Genomic DNA, 18,445 nt, shown 5'->3' with positions numbered 1-18,445 from the left:
CGGAACGCTTCCCCCGCCAAGCCCTTTCAAAAGCACCGCAATGACTGAAATCGCCCTGTTCGGCGCCATCGAGATCGGCCTCGTCTATGCGCTGGTCGCCATCGGCGTCTATCTGTCCTTCCGCATCCTGGACTTCCCCGACCTGACGGTGGACGGGAGCTTTCCGCTGGGGGCGGCCGTCTGCGCGGTGCTGCTGATCGCCGGGGTCAACCCATGGCTCGCCAGCCTCGCGGCAGCCCTTGCCGGTGCGGCGGCCGGGCTGGTCACGGCGACGCTGAACGTCCGCTTCAAGATCCTGCATCTGCTCGCCAGCATCCTGACGATGATCGCGCTGTTCTCGGTCAACCTGCGGGTCATGGGCCGGCCGAACGTCGCGCTGCTGATGCAGGACACCGTTCTGACGCCTTTCTATGGGCTGGGCATCCCCGACCACATCGTCCGCCCGCTGGTGGTCGGCGTCATCGTGGCGGCGGTCGTCCTGCTGCTCGCCCGCTTCCTGGGCAGCGAGTTCGGGCTGGCGATGCGGGCCACCGGCGTGAATGCGCGGATGGCGCGGGCGCAGGGGGTCGACACCGATGCCCATGTCTATGCCGGTATCGCCCTGTCGAACGCCCTGACCGGTCTGGCCGGCGCCCTGTTCGCCCAGACCAACGGCTTCGCCGACGTCACCACCGGCATCGGCACCATCGTCGTCGGGCTGGCCGCCGTGATCGTCGGCGAGACCGTTCTACCCGCCCGCGCCCTGGCCCTGGCGCTGATCGGCTGCGTTGCCGGGTCGATCCTCTACCGTCTCGCGGTCCAGCTGGCGCTGTCGGCCGACGCCATCGGCCTGCAGGCCTCCGACCTCAATCTGGTGACCGCGGTGCTGGTCGCCGTCGCCCTGATCCTGCCGCGCCTGAAGGCGAAGGCCAGCCGCAGCACGAAAGCCGCCCGATGATCGTCGTCGAAGACATCCACGTCACCTTCGGGCGCGGCACGCCGCTGGAAAAGCACGCGCTGCGCGGCGTCGATTTGACCATTCCCGAAGGCCAGTTCGTCACCGTCATCGGCTCCAACGGCGCCGGCAAGTCGACCTTCCTCGGCTCGCTGGCCGGCGACGTTCTGGCGGAGCAGGGGCGCATCGCCATCGACGGCACCGACGTCACCCGCTGGGACACGCCGCGCCGCGCCGGTCTGGTGGCCCGTGTCTTCCAGGATCCGATGGCCGGCAGCTGCGCCACCTTGACCATCGAGGAGAACATGGCGCTCGCCGCCGCCCGCGGACGCCGCCGCGGTCTGGCGCCGGCGCTGGGCGGCGACCGCCGCAAGGGCTTCCGCGACCGCATCGCGGCGCTAGGGCTGGGGCTGGAGAACCGGCTGCACGACCGCATGGGCCTGCTGTCCGGCGGCCAGCGTCAGGCGGTCAGCCTGCTGATGGCGACGCTCGCCGGTTCCAAGATCCTGCTGCTGGACGAGCATACGGCGGCACTTGACCCGGCCACCGCCGACTTCGTGCTGGATCTGACCCGCCGCATCGTCCGCGACAACCGCCTGACCACGCTGATGGTCACACATTCGATGCGGCAGGCGCTCGACTATGGCGACCGCACGCTGATGCTGCACGAGGGCCGCGTCGTGCTGGACGTGGCGGGAGAGGAGCGCGCCGGACTGGACGTGCCGCACCTGCTGGCGCTGTTCGCCAAACAGCGCGGCGGGGCGGAGATCAGCGACGACAGCCTGCTGATCGGTTAGGCGCTGGCGGTTCTCGGTTCCGCCTCTCCCTGCACGGCGTCCTCGCGGTCCGCCTCGAACAGCGACTGAAGCTCGGCGGCGGCATCGCGCGAGGTCTGGATCAGCTTGGTCTCGTCATTGTGGACGGCATGCTGGCGGATCAGGGTGCGCTCGTCATGGGCGCGGAAGGTCTCCAGCGTCCGCCCGACCTCACCCTCCGGCATGCCCATCTGGCGCAGCACGTCGCCGGTCAGCCGGATGCTGCTGTCGAAGGTCTCGCGCACGATGTGGGTGACGCCGCGGTCCATCAGATGGTGGACATGGCGGCGGTTGCGGGCGCGGGCGAAGATGGTCAGGTTGGGGAAATGGCGCGTCGCCATCTCTACCACCCGCAGCGACTGCTCCATGTCGTCCAGCGCCACCACCAGCACCCTGGCCTTGTCGGCCCCGGCGGCGCGCAGAAGCTCGACGCGCGTCGGGTCGCCGTAATAGGCCTTGCTGCCGAACTTGCGAACGAAGTCGACCTGCGCCGCACTGCTCTCCAGCGCGGTGAAGGCGATGCCGCGCATCCGCAGCACGCGGCCGACGACCTGCCCGACCCGGCCGAAGCCGCAGATGATGACTGGCGGGTTCTCGTCGGGCGGGGTGTCGAAGGGCCGCTTGGGCTTGCCGCTCATCAGGCGCGGCGCGAGCCAGCGCTCTTCCGCGGCGAACAGGAAGGGGGTCGCCAGCATCGAAAGCGTGACCACCAGCATGGCCGCCGACGCCTGTTCCCCCGCCATGGCGCCGCCGCCGACCGCCAGCCCGAACAGGACGAAGCCGAACTCGCCGCCCTGGCTCAGCACCGTCGCCATTCGCCCCGCCCCGGCCCAGGGCACACCGGCGATGCGGGCCAGAACCAGCAGAACCGCCCCCTTCACCACCAGCAACGCCACGGCAAGGCCGAGGAAGCGGATCGGGTGCGCCATCAGCGTCGGCACGTCAGCCCCCATCCCAACCGAAACGAAGAACAGGCCGAGCAGAAGCCCCTCGAACGGCTCGATGTCCGCCTGCACCTCGTGCCGGTATTCCGAATCCGACAGCAGGACGCCGGCCATGAAGGCGCCCAGCGACATCGACAGGCCGGCCTCCTGGATCAGCACGGCGGTGCCGATGACGATCAGCAGGGCGGTAGCGGTGAAGATCTCCGGCGCGCCGGCCCGGTCGACGGCATGGAAGATCGGCCGCAGCAGATAGCGCCCGCCGATCAGAACCAGCACCACCGCGACCACCGCCTTGGCCACCGCCATCCAGGCGCCGTCGGCCTGCGGAACGCTGCCGTTGCCCAGCAGCGGCAGCAGCGCCACCGCCGGGATGATGGCGAGGTCCTGGAACAGCAGGATCGAAAAGGCGTTGCGCCCGGACTGGTTGGCGAGCAGACCGCGCTCCGCCATCATCGGCAGGGCCATGGCGGTCGAGGACAGGGCGAAACCGAAGCCCAGTACCACCGCGGTCGGCCAGGCGAGTCCCAGCCCCCAGCCGCACAGCGCGGCGATCACCGCACCGGTGATGGCGACCTGCGCACCGCCCAGCCCAAGCACCGATTTCCGCATGACCCACAGGCGGGCGGGCCGCAACTCCAGCCCGATCAGGAACAGCAGCATGACGACGCCGAGTTCCGAGGCGTGCGCAATCGCCCCCACATTGGTCACCAGCCCAAGGCCCGCAGGCCCCACCGCCAGTCCGGCGGCGAGATAGCCGAGCGGCGCCCCGAACCCGAACCTTTTCGCCACTGGCACGGCGACCACCATCGCCGCCAGCAGCACAACCAACGTCACAAGCTCCGCCATATTCCCCGCCGCTCGACTGTCGCAGCGGCACTATGACGCGATTTCAACGGGCAAGGCCAGACGCTTGACCGTCAGCCCGGCCCTACACCGTCATGCTATTGGTCATTCCGCGGCGGACGCGACCCGCGACCGGTTGGACGGCGAATTGCCGGCCGCCCAGCGGGTCAGCAGCAGAATGCCGACGACCACGCCGACATAGGCGATCAGCTGCGCCTCGGTCGGACGGTCGGTGTAGCCGACCAGAACATGCAGCGCCTGCCCGATCAGGCTGTTGTCGCGCAGAATGGCCGAGCTGTCCCACAGCACCGTCCCGCCTGCATTCAGCATACCGCCCTGCGCCAGGAAATTGACCGCTGTGGCGGCCATGCCGGCGGCCAGCAGCGTCAGCAGCCAGGTGGTTGTGGCGAACAGGTGCCGCGTCGGGATCTGCACCAGCCCGGCATAGAGCAGGATCGAGACAAGCCCACCGAGCGCCACGCCCCCAAGCCCACCGGCGGCCACAGTGGCGATGCCGCCCTCCTCCGAGGCCAGGATTCCGGTCAGGAACAGCACGATCTCCGACCCTTCACGGAGGACGGCGACGCCGATGACGATGGCCAGTGCGGCCAGCGATTTCTCGCCGCTCCGCACCGCATGGCCGACCGCCTTCATGTCACGCGCCAGCTCGCGGCCATGCTGCGCCATCCAGGCATTGTGCCAAGCCAGCATGACGACGGCGATCAGCAGGACGGTGGCGTTGAACAGCTCCTGCCCGGTGTCGGCGAACAGCGAGCTGATGCCGTCGGCGAAGGCGGCGACGATGCAGGACCCGATGATGCCGCCGACGATGCCGAGCGCGATCCACCGGCCGCGCCCGGCCACCCCCTGGGTGGCGGCCAGCACGATGCCGACGATGAGGCCCGCTTCGAGGACCTCGCGAAAGACGATGATCAGACTGGCGAGCATGGTCGTCTCCGGTACGGGGCGGTCTCTGGCTTAAGACTGCGCCCTAAGACTGCATCGAACGGTCTTAAGACTGCGTCACTCGGCGATCACGGCACCTTGCGCCGTCGCCTCGTGGAACTCGCCGAAGAAGGGATAGCGCCCCGGCTTCAGCGGACCGACCATGACCTTGATCTGCTTGCGGCCGCCGACGATCTTCTCGACCTTCATCTCGCCGCTCTCGAACTCTTCCGACGTGGCGTCCTGGTTGTCGACCAGCAGGGTCACCCGCTTGTTGGCAGGCACCTTGACCTCGGCCGGTTCAAACTTGTGGTCCTTGATGACGATGGTGATCGCATCGTCGGCCCGGACCGGAGCGGCGCTCAGGAACGCAGCGCCGGACAGAGCCATGGCGCAGGCGGCGGAGAGCAGGGAAACACGGCGCATTCGCGGAAAACCTCGGGGGCTGGGGGCCTTTGCTTCTGAAAATCATTCTCACCCCAACCACCGAGGGTCAAATGAAAAGGCACCCGCAGGCTCCGCAACGCACCTGCGACGGAAACGCGCACCCGGCAGGAATGCGGCCGTCCACAAACAACTGTCCTCGCTGACTTTCCGTGCTTGAAATCCCGGCCCGTCTATTCCGGTTCCGACGACCCCGGGAACTGTTCCAGCCCGTCGGCGATCTCGTAGTAGTCGGCCTTGCCGGCGACATAGCCATGGCGGAGCGTCGTCAACCCGGTCGGCTGGTCCAGGCTGCCGGCCGCGATTTCGATCTCGCTTTTGCCGTCGCCCTTCCAGAACAGCGACGATCCGCACCGGCCGCAGAATCCGCGCTCCGCGATGCCGGACGAGCGGTACCAGGACAGGGTCGCGTCGGCATCGAAGGCGACGGTGTCGCGCGGCACGGTGATGTAGGCGCCGATATGACCATGGAAGCGGCGGCATTGCCCGCAATGGCAGGTCACCACCCCGTCCGGCCGTTCGGCCAGCAGGAAGCGCACGCCACCGCACAGGCAGCCCCCGGAAAGTGCCCTGCTCTGTTCGCTCATTCCACCGTCTCTCCCGTGCTGGCCCGGCGTTCGACGCCGTCGTCGCCGATGTCGTAATAGGCGCCCTTGTGGTCGACGAAGATGTGGCGCTCGACCCGGAGCCCCGACGCATCGTCCAGGCTGCCGGCGGTCACGGTGATGCGCGGACCATCCTCGGCGCCGCTCTGGTCGAGCGCCTCCCAGAACAGCCCGGCACCGCAACGCGCACAGAAGCCGCGCCGCGCCCGGTCGGAAGAGGCATACCATGTCAGCGTGGCGTCGTTCAGCAGACGCAACGCCGCACGCGGCAGGCCGGTGTAGGCGCCGACATGGCTGTGCTGGCGCCTGCACTGGGAACAGTGGCAGAAGGAGATCGGCTCAGGATGCGTGTCGATGGCATAGCGCACACCGCCGCACAGGCAACCGCCGGTCCAGACCTGCTCTCCCCCTGCCGTCGCGTCGGTCATCGCTCAACCCCGCCAAAACGGCTTCTCGGCCTCATGGTCGGCATCGGCACGGGAAATGCCGATGTCCGACAACAGATGATCGGGCAATGCCTCCAGCGCACGGCGCTGCCGGCGGCGCTCGTTCCAGGTTGCGAGACGGTCGAACAGCGACACAACGCGCTCGCCCAGACCGGGGTTGGCCTGCACCGGCTTGGCGACGAACAGCTCTGCGGCGGAAAACTGCGACTGCGTTCCCTTTGCCATGATCCTCTTTCCTTCGCTGGAGGGGGAGCGGGGCATCGGCCTCGCCGCTCCGTTCAGTGTGATCGCTTGTGGAACTGAGGATGGGGCACTGGACGCTTGCCGACAAACGACGCTTTCTCATAGAATCGATTAGCTCTGCTAATCCGAATCCACCTCCGGCCCAGAACCGCCCCATGTCCCGCCGCCTGCCCCCGCTGAACGCGCTGCGCGCCTTTGAAGCCGCCGCCCGCCATCTTTCCTTCACAAAGGCCGCCGAAGAGCTGCATGTGACGCAAGCCGCCGTCAGCCATCAGATCAAGGCTCTGGAGGAGTGGCTCGGATTACCGCTGTTTCGCCGAATGAACCGGGCTTTGGCGCTGACCGAGGCGGGGCAGAGCTACCTGCCGCCGGTGCGCGAGGCGATGGACACGCTGTCCCAGGCGACCGACCGGCTGATCCGCGCCGACAGCAGCGGCACGCTGACCATCTCCACCATGCCCAGCTTCGCGTCCAAATGGCTGGTGCCGCGGCTGGTCCGCTTCCAGAAGCGTCATCCCGATATGGATGTGCGGGTCCACAGCACGGCGCAGGTGGTCGATTTCGCCCGTCACGACGTCGATCTGGCGATCCGCTTCGGCAACGGACTGTGGCCGGATCTGCGGGTCGAACGGCTGTTGACCGAGGACATCTTCCCGGTCGGCCATCCGTCCCTGTTGTCCGGCAAGCGGCCCCTGGTCAATCCGGAGGATCTGCGGCACCACACACTGCTGCACGACGACTACAACATTTCCTGGGCGGTGTGGTGCCGGGTGGCGGGGATCGAGGGGGTGGACACCGAACGCGGCCTGCGCTTCGACGATTCGTCCTTCACGCTCCAGGCGGCGATCAACGGCCATGGCATAGCGCTGGCCCGCGGCGTGCTGGTGGCCGACGACATCGCCGCCGGACGGCTGGTCCGCCTGTTCGATGTGCGGCTGCCGGGAAGCCTCGCCTATTACGTCGTGGCACCGCAGCATTACTTTTCCCGGCCCAAGGTGAAGGCCTTCTACGACTGGTTGTTCGAGGAAGCGGGAGCGGTGTGAAACCCTTCGCATGGAGCGGCTTGCGGGCGTAACGGACCGCTCCTATAGTCCGCGCCCATGAGCGCGAACCCGCCCCCCGACACGGTCTTCCCGCACCGCCACCTTCTCGGAATCGAGGGGCTGCGGGCCGGCGAGATCACCCGGATTCTCGACCTCGCCGATGGCTATGTCGAGCAGAACCGCCGACCCGTGAAGAAGTCCAACCTGTTGGACGGCCGCACGCAGGTGAACCTGTTCTTCGAGAACTCCACCCGCACCCGCACCAGCTTCGAGCTGGCCGGCAAGCGGCTGGGGGCCGATGTCATCAACATGTCGACCGACAGCAGTTCGGTGAAGAAGGGCGAGACCCTGATCGACACGGCGATGACGCTGAACGCCATGCACCTCGACGCGCTGGTGGTGCGCCACGCCGATTCGGGTGCCGTCAAGCTGCTGGCCGACAAGGTCAACTGCTCGGTCATCAATGCGGGCGACGGCCACCACGAACACCCGACCCAGGCCCTGCTCGACGCGCTGGCGATCCGCCGCCGCCTCGGCCGGCTGGACGGGCTGATCGTGGCGATCTGCGGCGACATCCTGCACAGCCGCGTTGCGCGCTCCAACATCCACCTGCTGAACGCCATGGGTGCCCGCGTGCGCTGCGTGGCGCCGCCGACCCTGCTGCCGTCGCAGATCGAACGGCTGGGCGTCGAGGTCCATCACTCGATGAAGGCCGGCCTGCGCGATGCCGACGTGGTGATGATGCTGCGCCTTCAGACCGAGCGGATGAGCGGCCAGTACGTCCCATCCACCCGCGAGTACTTCTACTTCTACGGCCTCGATTACGAGAAGCTGGAGGTGGCGAAGCCCGACGCGGTCATCATGCACCCCGGTCCGATGAACCGCGGCGTGGAGATCGATTCGGAGGTCGCAGACGATCTCAAGCGCTCGATGATCCTCGATCAGGTGGAGCTGGGCGTGGCCGTCCGCATGGCCGTGCTCGACCTGCTGACCCGTGAACGCCGCCAGTCCGACCTTGCGGGAGCCGTCTGATGAGTGCGCGTACCGTCTACCGCAACGCCCGCCTGCTCGATCCGGCAACGGGCCTCGACCAGCGCGGCGACCTGCTGATCGATGGCGAGACCATCGCCGATTTCGGCCCCGGCCTGTTCAACGACTCCACGCCCGAGGGCGCGGAGGTGATCGACCTTGCCGGCCAGTGCCTAGCCCCCGGCCTCGTCGACATGCGGGTGCTGATCGGCGAACCGGGTGAGGAAGAAAAGGACACGATCAAGAGCGCGTCGCGCGCCGCGGCGGCCGGCGGCATCACCGCCATGGCGCTGCTGCCCAACACCGACCCGGTGCTGGACGAGGTCGCGGGACTGGAGTTCATCGCGCGGCGTGCCCGCGAGGTGAAGCTGGTCAAGGTCTTCGCCTACGGCTCCGCCACCCGCGGCACCGAAGGCAACGAGATCACCGAGATGGGCCTGCTGGGCCAAGCCGGTGCGGTCGCCTTCACCGACGGCATCAAGGCCATCGTCAGCGCCAAGACCATGCGCCGGGCACTGAGCTACGCCAAGACCTTCGGCAAGCTGATCGTCCAGCACCCCGAAGAGCCCTCGCTGGCGTCGGGCGGCATGATGAACTCCGGCGAGATCGCCACCCGCCTCGGCCTCGTCGGCATCCCGCGCGAGGCCGAGATCATCATGATCGAGCGCGATCTGCGACTGGCCGAGCTGACCGGCGGGCGCCTGCACTTCGCCCACGTCACAACGAGCGAGTCGGTCGACCTGATCCGCCGCGCCAAGGCGCGCGGGCTGAAGGTGACCTGCGACACCGCGCCGCATTACTTCGCCCTGACCGAGACCGACGTCGGCGATTACCGCACCTACGCCAAGGTGTCACCGCCGCTGCGCGGCGAGATGGACCGCCGCGCCATCGTCGAGGGGCTGGCCGACGGCACCATCGACGCCATCGCGTCCGACCATGTGCCGCAGGACCAGGACCAGAAGCGCCTGCCCTTCGCCCAGGCCGCCCCCGGCGTCATCGGGCTGGAGACTCTGTTCCCGCTGACGCTGGAACTGGTGCACAAGGGCAGGATGCCGCTCCTGAAGGCGCTGGCCTGCGTCACCGCCAACCCGGCGGCGATCCTCGACCTGCCGCTCGGCCGCATCGTCAAGGGCGGGCCGGCCGATCTGGTCGTCTTCGATGCCGACGTGCCATGGCAGATCGACGTCAGCCGCTTCAAGTCGAAGTCGAAGAACTCGCCCTTCGAGAACCGTCCGGTCCAGGGCCGGCCGCTGCGCACCATCGTCGACGGCCGCACCGTCTGGCAGGCGGAGGGCTGATCCGGTGCTGACTCCCATCGCTGGCGTTCTTGCCGCCCTGCTGGGCTACCTGCTGGGCTCGATCCCCTTCGGGCTGGTGCTGACCCGGATGGCCGGCCTGGGCGACATCCGCCAGATCGGCTCCGGCAACATCGGCGCCACCAACGTGCTGCGCACCGGCAACAAGCCGCTGGCGCTGGCGACCCTGCTGCTCGACAGCGGCAAGGGCGCCATCGCGGCTCTGCTGGCTCTGTGGTGGGCCGGGCCGGAAGCGGCGGTTCTGGCCGCCGGCGGCGCCATGCTGGGCCACAGCTTCCCGGTCTGGCTGGGCTTCAAGGGCGGCAAGGGTGTCGCGACGGCAATCGGCGTCCTGCTGGCCGTGTCCTGGCCGGTCGGGCTGCTGGCTTGCCTGACCTGGATCGTCATGGCGGCGCTGTTCCGCATCTCGTCGCTGTCGGCGCTGACGGCTCTCGGCCTCAGCCCGCTGACCGGCTGGTATTTCGGCGGACCGCTGGTCGCCGGCCTCTGCCTGTTCATCGCCGTGCTGGTCTTCATCCGGCACGAGGCGAACATCCGGCGCCTGCTGAAAGGCGAGGAGCCGAAGATCGGCGCCGGCAAGAAGAAGGCCGCCTGACCGGCGGTCCGATTGACCGAAGGCACGGGGGGCGGGGAGGAAACTCCCTGCCCTTTTTCTTTTGCAGCGCCTTGATTCCGTTACCGTTGCCCTCCGTCACCCTATCCGATTTCGCCCACCCGGACGCAGACAACCGGTGCGGCCATGCGCTATGCTGCACGGCAATCCGGGGCACGAACAAGCAACCCGGCAGGAGAGCTGGCCGCTGGGGCCGGCGGAAAACGAGACGCTGAGGGAACCGAGAATGGACACTCCGCTGTGGAGCCCGAGTGAGGAGCGCATCGCGCAGGCCAACCTGACCGTCTTCCGCGAGGCGGCGAATGCGCGATTCGGACTGCGGCTGGACGATTACGACGCGCTCTACAACTGGTCGATCGCGGAGAAGGAACAGTTCTGGCGCTTCCTGTGGGAATGGGCCGGGCTGACCGGCGATCTCGGTGGCGTCGATCTGCTGGACGGCGACAAAATGCCGGGCGCCCGCTGGTTCCCGGAAGCCCGCCTCAGCTATGCCGAGAACCTGCTGGCCGGCGCGCCGGACGACACTGCGGTCGTCTTCTGGGGCGAGGACAAGGTGAAGTATCGCTGGAGCGGGGCGGAGCTGAAGGCCACCGTCTCCCGCCTGCAGCAGGCGCTGAAGGCCAAGGGAGTCGGCAAGGGCGACCGTGTCGCCGCCATCATGCCGAACATGCCGGAAACGCTGGCGGCGATGATCGCCACCACCAGCCTGGGCGCGGTGTGGTCCTCCTGCTCGCCCGATTTCGGCATCCAGGGTATCACCGACCGCTTCGGCCAGATCGAGCCGAAGGTTGTCTTCGCCCCCGACGCCTACTGGTACAACGGCAAGAGCCACGACGTCCGCGCCAAGGTGGCCGAAGTTCTCAAGGATCTGCCGACCGTCGTCGCCACAATCATCGTCCCTTATGTCGACAAGGCGCCCGACCTGTCGGCGATCCCCGGCGCCGTCGGCTTCCAGGAGTTCATGGCGCCCCATCCGGTGGCCGAGCCGACCTTCGAACGGGTCGAATTCGACCACCCGCTGTTCATCCTCTATTCGTCCGGCACCACCGGAAAGCCGAAATGCATCGTCCACGGCACCGGCGGCACCATCCTTCAGCATGTGAAGGAACATCGGCTGCACTGCGACCTCAAGCCCGGCGACCGGCTGTTCTATTTCACCACCTGCGGCTGGATGATGTGGAACTGGCTGGTGACCGGACTGGCCAGCGGCACGACGCTCGTCCTCTATGACGGCTCGCCCTTCGCTCCCACCGGCAACATCCTGTTCGACTATGCCGATGCGGAGCAGGTGACGCTGTTCGGCACCTCGGCCAAGTTCATCCAGTCGCTGGAAAAGTCCGGGCTGGAGCCGATGAAGACCCATTCGCTGGCCAGCGTCCGCGCCCTGACCTCCACCGGGTCGCCGCTGATGCCGGAGAATTTCGAGTTCGTCTATCGCTCGATCAAGCAGGACCTCCATCTCGCCTCGATCAGCGGCGGCACCGACATCATGTCCTGCTTCGTGCTGGGCAACCCGATCTCTCCGGTGTGGAAGGGCGAGATCCAGACGCGCGGCCTCGGCATGGCGGTGGAAGCCTTCGATGACAACGGCCATGCCGTCCGCGGCGAGAAGGGCGAACTGGTCTGCACCCGCCCCTTCCCAAGCATGCCCATCGGCTTCTGGGCCGATCCGGACGGGTCGAAATACCGCTCCGCCTATTTCGACCGCTTCCCCAACATCTGGGTCCATGGCGACTTCATCGAGCAGACGGAGCATGGCGGCTGGGTGATCTACGGCCGGTCGGACGCCGTGCTCAACCCCGGGGGCGTGCGCATCGGCACGGCGGAGATCTACCGCCAAGTCGAACAGTTGCCGGAAATCATGGAGGCGGTCTGCATCGGCCAGGAGTGGAACGGCGACGTGCGCGTCGTGCTGTTCGTCGTGCTGAGAGAAGGGATGAAACTGGACGAGGCCCTTGCCGACACCATCCGCAAGCGGATCAAGGACAACTGTTCGCCCCGCCATGTCCCGGCGAAGATCGTGCAGGTCACCGACATCCCGCGCACCCGCTCCGGAAAGATCACCGAACTGGCGGTGCGCGACGCCGTCCACGGCCGGCCGATCAAGAACACCGAGGCGCTGTCCAACCCGCAGGCGCTCGACGAGTTCCGCGAGCGGACGGAACTGAGCGGGGCCTGACATGGTGCCGCCGCTGTTCCTCGACCTCGACGGCGTGCTTGCCGATTTCGACCGCGGCGTCGTCGCGGTCACCGGCAAGCGGCCGGAACAGCTGGCGATGAAGGAGATGTGGCGGGCGCTGTCCCGGCATGCCGACTTCTTCGGCACGCTGGAGTTCATGCACGACGCGCAGGAGCTTTGGAGCTTCTGCGCACCGCACCGGCCGACCATCCTGACCGGCCTGCCGCTGGGCAGTTGGGCGCCTGCGCAGAAGACGCGCTGGGTCGCCCGCATGCTGCGGGGCGACGTCCCGGTCATCACCTGCATAGCCCGGGACAAGGCCCGCTATGCCACTCCCGGCGCCATCCTGGTCGACGACCGCGAGAAGGCCCGCGAGCCTTGGGAAACGGCCGGCGGACGCTTCATCCTCCACCGCACTGCCGCGGACAGCATCGCCGAACTGGCGAAGCTGGGGTTCTGAGACGGACGGGAAGGGCGGCATCGGCGTGCCGCCCCCCAGCGTCGACCGTCGCGGTTACTCGGCCGCCACCGCCTTGTTTTCGCGGCTGGTCTTCCACAGCGACACCGCCACGCCGCCGCCGATGAGAGCAAAGGTCACGCCAAGTGCGATCAGCGGGTCGGGCTTGCCGAAGACCTGCGTGTAGAAGATCTTGCCGCCGATGAACACCAGCACCAGCGCCAGGGCGTATTTCAGGTAACGGAAACGGTGGACCATCGCGGCCAGGGCGAAATATAGCGCGCGCAGGCCCAGGATGGCGAAGATGTTGCTGGTATAGACCAGATAAGGGTCGGTGGTGATGGCGAAGATCGCCGGCACGCTGTCCACCGCGAAGACCAGATCGGCCAGTTCGACCATGATCAGCGCCAGCAGCAGCGGCGTCGCCGTCCAGCGCATCGTGCCGCTGTCGCCCACCGGCTCCTTGACCAGGAAGTGATGGCCGTGGAAGCGGTCGGTGACGCGGATGTGGCGCTTCACGAACCGGAGCGCGACATTCTCGCCCAGGTTGGTCTCCTCGTCCTTGGCGAACAGCATCTTGATGCCGGTCAGCACCAGGAAGGCGCCGAAGAGATAGAGAATCCAATGGAATTCCGACACCAGCGCCGCGCCGGCGCCGATCATCAGGCCGCGCAGCACGATGACGCCCAGGATGCCCCAGAAAAGCACCCGGTGCTGCAATTCACGCGGCACCGCGAAGTAGCTGAATATCAGCGATATGACGAAGACGTTGTCGAGTGACAGGCTCTTTTCGACGAAAAAGCCCGTGTAATACTGCAAGCCGGCTTCGCCGCCCATCGACCACCAGACCCAGCCGCCGAACAGCATAGCGACCGCGATGTAGAAGGCCGAGAGCTTCAGGCTTTCGCCGACGCCGATGACATGGTCGCGGCGGTTCAGAACACCAAGGTCCAGGACCAGAAGGGTCAGGACAATGCCGACGAATACCAACCAAATCCAGACCGGCTTTCCCATAAATTCGAGAAAAACAGTCGCTAACAAACTGTCCATCGTAAAACCCACTTGATGACGCTGCGTGAGCGGAGAGATCAAGCGGTTCCGACATCACGACCGACGCCTCGATCGTCAGAGGGGCCCGGACCCGAACTTGCCAGCAGATGGTGTCGCTCTGCCGCGGGTCAAGACCGCGATAAGGAGCGAACGCACCCGACAAGCAAAAGCAGCGCTCAGCGTCTTTCGCTGACCTTTGCGAGTCGCAGTCCCGACAGCGTGCCTGAGATGCCAAAGCCCTGGAAATCTGCGGCGATGACGAACGAAACGCCATCCGGACCCGCTACTTGATGCAGCGACGCCACAGATGGCGAACGAATGACGCGCAAGAAAAACACCAACGGTTGCCCAATCTGTGTTCGCTCTTGTGCGGATGGTGCCGTTCTGCCAATAACTCCGAAAAACCGAAACCAAACCGAACAAATGGAGTTTTGCATGAACCAGGCCGAGCTGATCGAAACCGTCGCCACCAACGCCGGCATCAAGAAGGCCGACGCGGCCAAGGTCGTTCAGGCTGTGTTCGAGGGCATCTCCGGCGCGCTGGGCCGCGGCGAAGATGTGCGCCTGGCCGGTTTCGGCATCTTCGAGGTGGCCGAGCGTGCCGCCCGTGAAGGCCGCAACCCGCGCACCGGCGAAGTCGTGGCAATCGCCGCCTCCAAGGCTCCGAAGTTCAAGCCGGCCAAGCAGCTGCGCGATCTGGTGAACGGCTGATCCGCCCGCATCCGCGTCACAAGGGGATCGCAGCCATGACCATCGATCAAACCGAACTGCAATCGCTGACCGCCAAGGTCGTTGCCGCCTATGTCGGCAACAACTCGGTACCGGTTCAGGAATTGCCCACGCTGATCAACAGCGTCCAGATCGCCTTCCGCAATTTGGGCGACGACAAGCCGGCCCCGGCCAAGGCCGAACTGGTCCCGGCCGTCGCGATCAAGAAGTCGGTCACGCCGGAATTCATCGTCTGTCTGGAAGACGGAAAGAAGCTGAAGATGCTCAAGCGGCATCTGAAGACCGTCTATGACATGACGCCGGACGAATACCGCGCCAAGTGGGGCCTGCCGCCGGAATACCCGATGGTTGCCCCGAACTATGCCAAGGCGCGTTCGGAGATGGCGACCAAGCTCGGGCTTGGCCGCAAGCGTGCGGCGGCCGAATAACGGCTCTCCGTCCATCGCTGCTCGATCGGGCGCGTCCTTCGGGACGCGCCTTTTTCTTTGCCCGGCCCCGGCTCCGCCCGACGCCGCCCCACTCCCCCGGGCTACCTCCTTGCCCATTGTTGTCATATGACCAATGTTCTGGTGGCGAAGTGGCTCGGCCTTCCCATCTAGGGTTCCGGTATGGTTGAGGAACCACGGGCGGTTCGATCACCATCCTCATCGCAGAGGCATAGTCGCCTCCCGCCAATCCGGTCGACCGGGGAACTGCCTGCCTCCGTTCCCTTTCGCAGATGCGGTATAGCGATGTTGTCCGGTCCAACGTCCGGCCAGCCGATTGGGGATGAACCGCTCGCCCGTACGTCACCCGGCCGAAGGTCAGGGGTCATAGAAATGCCCCTCCTCCAGACTGCCGGTGCGGGTGGAAGAAGAGCCTGGGTATACGCCGAAAAACACCCGGAACACGCCCTTTACAGGGTTGATCCGTCGCATTTCTGCGGCCACATTAACAGTGTCATAAGGACGCAGTTCCTTAAGACGCCAAGCAAATACAGACCCCAATACAAACCAAAGCCGGCCAGAGCCGATAAAGACGGACGATATTCCTGCGTCCGCCAATGGATCATCGCCTCTAAGGCGATCCCCGCCATGGGCCCCGACCGGGCCGGCCTTCGGAAAGAGGCCGTTTCGGGAAGCGTTGGAGAGGAGGCAAACACGTGCTGAAGAAACTGCTGATCGGTGAAAACGCCAGCTTGACCCGCTACATCGAGGAGTCGAAGCGCTTCCCGATCCTTGCCCCGGATGTCGAGCGCGACCTCGCCATCGCCTGGCGGGAGCGCGGCAATCCGCAGGCCCTGGAACAGCTCGTGGGCAGCCATCTCCGCCTCGTCATCAAGATCGCCCGCGGCTTCGGCGGCTATGGCCTGCCGCTGGTCGATCTGGTGGCAGAGGGCAATGTCGGCCTGATGCAGGCGGCCCAGAAATTCGATCCGCAGCGCGGGTTCCGCTTCGCCACCTACGCCACCTGGTGGATCCGCGCGGCGATCCAGGAATACATCCTGCACAGCTGGTCGCTGGTGAAGATGGGCACCACCGCCGCGCAGAAGAAGCTGTTCTTCAACCTGCGCCGCCTGAAGAGCCAGATGGCCGAGCTGGAGCAGGGCGACCTGTCGCCGGAGACCGTCGCCACCATCGCCGCCGAACTGGACGTGCCGGAGACCGAGGTGGTGGAAATGAACCGCCGCCTCGCCGCCAACGACAGCTCGCTCGACGCCACCCTCTCGTCGGATGGCGAAACCAATTGGCTGGAACTGCTGGCCGATGACCGGCCCACCCAGGATGCCATGCTGGCCGAGGCCGACGAACTGGCGCTGCGCCGCCGGCTGGTCGGACAGGCGCTGGACCGGTTGGACGCCCGCGAACGCCGCATCCTCTTTGAACGCCGCCTGAAGGACGACCCTTCGACCCTCGAAGCGCTGAGCCAGCAATTCTCGGTTTCGCGCGAACGGGTTCGCCAGATCGAAGTGCGGGCTTTCGAAAAGCTCCAGAAGGCGGTGCTCAGCGCCGCGCAGGCCCTGCGCCGCCCGGTCACCCCCATGGTGGCCTGACCGGACATCGTTTTCCCGTCCGGCTGCCACACTGCCGGACGGGACATATGCGGGACCGGCTTTGCCGTGCTCCGCATCGTTCCAGCGGGTTGTCGGCCCGCCTGTTGCCTCCAGACCTGTAACCTTCACGCCGGCGGTGCCCCTGGGCTCGCCGGCCTTTTCTTTTATGGACTGTTTCGGCTTCGATCCCAACCGGCCGCGATCCGTTGCCCTTGCTGCCGCTTGAAGATGCCATGCGACAAAGTGACAGGTTCAAAGTTGGGAATGCTTGCGCATGATGTGCGGCCCGCGGAGAAAATTGCATTTTCGCCAATTTATAGTACGCTAGTCATATCACATATGGGAGAGGGCTCCATGTCGAACGCTGCCCAGACTCAATCGATTATCGACCGCATCACCTTCCTGCGCATCGACGAAGCGACGAAGGCAACCCTGCGGGAGTTCCAGCCTTATCTGGCGCAGCGCATCGATCAAATTCTGGAAGAGTTCTACGGCTACCTGCGCGCCGTGCCACAGGTGGCGCCGATGCTGGTCAATCCCGTGGTGACCGGCCGCGCCCGCGACCTGCAGAAGCAGCATTGGCTGCGCAACGTCTTCACCGGCACCTTCGACGAGGCCTACGTCAATCAGGTCTTGAAGATCGGCCAGACCCACCAGCGCATCGGGCTCGAACCGCGCTGGTACACCGGCGCCTATTGCTTCACCCTGAACAAGCTGATTGAACTGGCGACCCAGATCTACCGCAAGAAGCCGGAAAAGCTGTCGCAGCTTCTCCAGGCGATCAACAAGGCGGTGTTCCTGGACATGGATCTCGCCACCTCCGTCTATATCGACCTGAACACCGCGGCGATCATCGCGCGGGAACTTGGCAGCACCGCCGACAGCTTTGAACGCGAGGTCAAGGGCGTTGTCCAGGCGGTGGCCAGTGCAGCCCAGCAGTTGCAGGGCACTGCCCAGGCGATGAGCCGCACGGCGGAAACCACCAGCGAGCAGTCGACCCAGGTCGCCGCCGCCGCCGAGGAGGCCTCGGTCAACATCCAGACCGTCGCCGCGGCGGCTGAGCAACTGACCGCCTCGATCGGCGAAATCAGCCATCAGGTGACCCAGTCGGCCGCCATCGCCAACGCCGCGATGACCGAGGCCGAGCGGACCAACGCCACCGTTCAGGGCTTGGCCGATGCTGCCAGCCGGATCGGGCAGGTGGTCAAGCTGATCCATGACATCGCCAGCCAGACCAACCTGCTTGCCTTGAACGCCACCATCGAGGCGGCGCGTGCCGGGGAGGCCGGCAAGGGCTTCGCCGTCGTGGCGAGCGAGGTCAAGAGCCTTGCCAACCAGACCGCCAAGGCGACGGAGGAGATCAACTCGCAGATCGGCGCCGTCCAGGGGGCGACGCAGGAGGCGGTCGGGGCCATCCGGTCCATCTCCGGCACCATCGCCCGCATCAACGAGATCTCCACCTCCATCGCCACGGCCATGGAAGAGCAAGGTGCCGCCACGACGGAGATCGCCCGCAACGTACAGCAGGCGTCGATCGGCACCCGCGAGGTCAGCGAAACCATCGTCGCGGTGAACGCATCGGCCAACAATGCCGGTGAAGAGGCCCGTCAGGTTCTGGAGGCGACCAACGAACTGTCGCGCCAGTCGGGTACCCTGAGGTCCGAGGTCGAGCGCTTCCTGACCCGCGTCCGCGCCGGCTGATCCGCTTCACGGTGCAGGTTCGAGGAAAGGGCGCGCTCCCCCAAGGAACGCGCCCTTTTTTAATGTCCGGGCTTTGC

19 protein-coding genes are annotated in these 18,445 nt (G+C 66.3%); 12 read left to right on the top strand and 7 right to left on the bottom strand.

The features are described 5' to 3' along the window. Window positions 1–40: 40 nt before the first annotated feature. Window positions 41–937, top strand: coding sequence for an ABC transporter permease (locus TSH64_RS08135; protein WP_109096315.1), 897 nt, complete (start codon window positions 41–43; stop codon window positions 935–937). Beyond that, on the top strand, window positions 934–1,731 hold the full coding sequence (locus TSH64_RS08130) for an ABC transporter ATP-binding protein (RefSeq protein ID WP_109096314.1): 798 nt from the start codon (window positions 934–936) through the stop codon (window positions 1,729–1,731). Before TSH64_RS08135 ends, TSH64_RS08130 begins: the two co-directional genes overlap by 4 nt. Here the strand turns inward: TSH64_RS08130 and TSH64_RS08125 are convergent. The 6 genes from TSH64_RS08125 to TSH64_RS08100 form a co-directional block, all read right to left on the bottom strand. Next, entirely contained in the window at window positions 1,728–3,539 is a 1,812-nt protein-coding gene (locus tag TSH64_RS08125) for a monovalent cation:proton antiporter-2 (CPA2) family protein (RefSeq protein ID WP_109096313.1), read from the bottom strand. The genes TSH64_RS08130 and TSH64_RS08125 overlap by 4 nt on opposite strands. 102 nt (window positions 3,540–3,641) lie before the next feature. Then, entirely contained in the window at window positions 3,642–4,484 is an 843-nt protein-coding gene (locus TSH64_RS08120) for an FTR1 family protein (protein ID WP_109096312.1), read from the bottom strand. Between the two features lie 75 nt (window positions 4,485–4,559). Beyond that, complete coding sequence (locus tag TSH64_RS08115; protein WP_109096311.1) at window positions 4,560–4,907, bottom strand: cupredoxin domain-containing protein; 348 nt, start codon at window positions 4,905–4,907, stop codon at window positions 4,560–4,562. A gap of 191 nt (window positions 4,908–5,098) precedes the next feature. Further along, entirely contained in the window at window positions 5,099–5,512 is a 414-nt protein-coding gene (locus tag TSH64_RS08110; protein WP_109096310.1) for a GFA family protein, read from the bottom strand. Beyond that, window positions 5,509–5,958: a GFA family protein gene (locus tag TSH64_RS08105; RefSeq protein WP_109096309.1), complete on the bottom strand. Its 450-nt coding sequence runs from the start codon at window positions 5,956–5,958 to the stop codon at window positions 5,509–5,511. Before TSH64_RS08105 ends, TSH64_RS08110 begins: the two co-directional genes overlap by 4 nt. A gap of 3 nt (window positions 5,959–5,961) precedes the next feature. Beyond that, a complete protein-coding gene (locus TSH64_RS08100; RefSeq protein WP_109096308.1) occupies window positions 5,962–6,201 on the bottom strand; it encodes a DUF1127 domain-containing protein in 240 nt (79 codons plus the stop codon). Window positions 6,202–6,374: 173 nt separating this feature from the next. On the opposite strand from TSH64_RS08100, the gene TSH64_RS08095 reads away from it, so the two are divergent. From TSH64_RS08095 to TSH64_RS08070, 6 genes are all read left to right on the top strand, one after another. Continuing rightward, window positions 6,375–7,262, top strand: coding sequence for a transcriptional regulator GcvA (locus TSH64_RS08095; RefSeq protein ID WP_098739923.1), 888 nt, complete (start codon window positions 6,375–6,377; stop codon window positions 7,260–7,262). A 57-nt stretch (window positions 7,263–7,319) separates the two neighbouring features. Then, the gene (locus tag TSH64_RS08090; protein ID WP_109096307.1) at window positions 7,320–8,294 is read left to right on the top strand and encodes an aspartate carbamoyltransferase catalytic subunit; all 975 of its coding nucleotides are present in this window, start codon (window positions 7,320–7,322) and stop codon (window positions 8,292–8,294) included. Next, on the top strand, window positions 8,294–9,589 hold the full coding sequence (gene pyrC, locus TSH64_RS08085) for a dihydroorotase (protein ID WP_109096306.1): 1,296 nt from the start codon (window positions 8,294–8,296) through the stop codon (window positions 9,587–9,589). The genes TSH64_RS08090 and pyrC overlap by 1 nt, the downstream gene beginning before the upstream one ends. A 7-nt stretch (window positions 9,590–9,596) precedes the next feature. Next, window positions 9,597–10,202: a glycerol-3-phosphate 1-O-acyltransferase PlsY gene (gene plsY, locus TSH64_RS08080; RefSeq protein WP_199237767.1), complete on the top strand. Its 606-nt coding sequence runs from the start codon at window positions 9,597–9,599 to the stop codon at window positions 10,200–10,202. 244 nt (window positions 10,203–10,446) lie between these two features. Beyond that, the gene (locus TSH64_RS08075) at window positions 10,447–12,399 is read left to right on the top strand and encodes an acetoacetate--CoA ligase (protein ID WP_109096305.1); all 1,953 of its coding nucleotides are present in this window, start codon (window positions 10,447–10,449) and stop codon (window positions 12,397–12,399) included. 1 nt (window position 12,400) lies between these two features. Further along, on the top strand, window positions 12,401–12,859 hold the full coding sequence (locus TSH64_RS08070; RefSeq protein WP_109096304.1) for a hypothetical protein: 459 nt from the start codon (window positions 12,401–12,403) through the stop codon (window positions 12,857–12,859). Between the two features lie 54 nt (window positions 12,860–12,913). Here TSH64_RS08070 and TSH64_RS08065 read toward each other — a convergent pair whose 3' ends face one another. Then, a complete protein-coding gene (locus TSH64_RS08065) occupies window positions 12,914–13,906 on the bottom strand; it encodes a TerC family protein (protein WP_109096303.1) in 993 nt (330 codons plus the stop codon). Window positions 13,907–14,341: 435 nt separating this feature from the next. Here TSH64_RS08065 and TSH64_RS08060 point away from each other — a divergent pair, with 435 nt between their 5' ends. From TSH64_RS08060 to TSH64_RS08045, 4 genes are all read left to right on the top strand, one after another. Further along, on the top strand, window positions 14,342–14,617 hold the full coding sequence (locus TSH64_RS08060) for an HU family DNA-binding protein (protein WP_012974184.1): 276 nt from the start codon (window positions 14,342–14,344) through the stop codon (window positions 14,615–14,617). A 35-nt stretch (window positions 14,618–14,652) separates the two neighbouring features. After that, window positions 14,653–15,063 carry a MucR family transcriptional regulator gene (locus TSH64_RS08055; protein WP_109096302.1) on the top strand — a complete coding sequence of 137 codons (411 nt, stop codon included), beginning with the start codon at window positions 14,653–14,655 and terminating at the stop codon, window positions 15,061–15,063. 713 nt (window positions 15,064–15,776) lie between these two features. Then, complete coding sequence (gene rpoH / locus TSH64_RS08050) at window positions 15,777–16,667, top strand: RNA polymerase sigma factor RpoH (protein WP_109096301.1); 891 nt, start codon at window positions 15,777–15,779, stop codon at window positions 16,665–16,667. Window positions 16,668–17,021: 354 nt separating this feature from the next. Continuing rightward, window positions 17,022–18,368 (top strand): globin-coupled sensor protein, encoded by a 1,347-nt coding sequence (locus TSH64_RS08045; protein ID WP_109096300.1) that lies wholly within the window; start codon window positions 17,022–17,024, stop codon window positions 18,366–18,368. Window positions 18,369–18,445: the final 77 nt, after the last annotated feature.

Origin of the sequence: Azospirillum sp. TSH64 (assembly GCF_003116035.1) — a bacterium.
Taxonomy (GTDB): domain Bacteria; phylum Pseudomonadota; class Alphaproteobacteria; order Azospirillales; family Azospirillaceae; genus Azospirillum.
The sequence above is the reverse complement of the archived record's forward strand: the minus strand, read 5'-3'. Positions and strand labels throughout refer to the sequence as shown.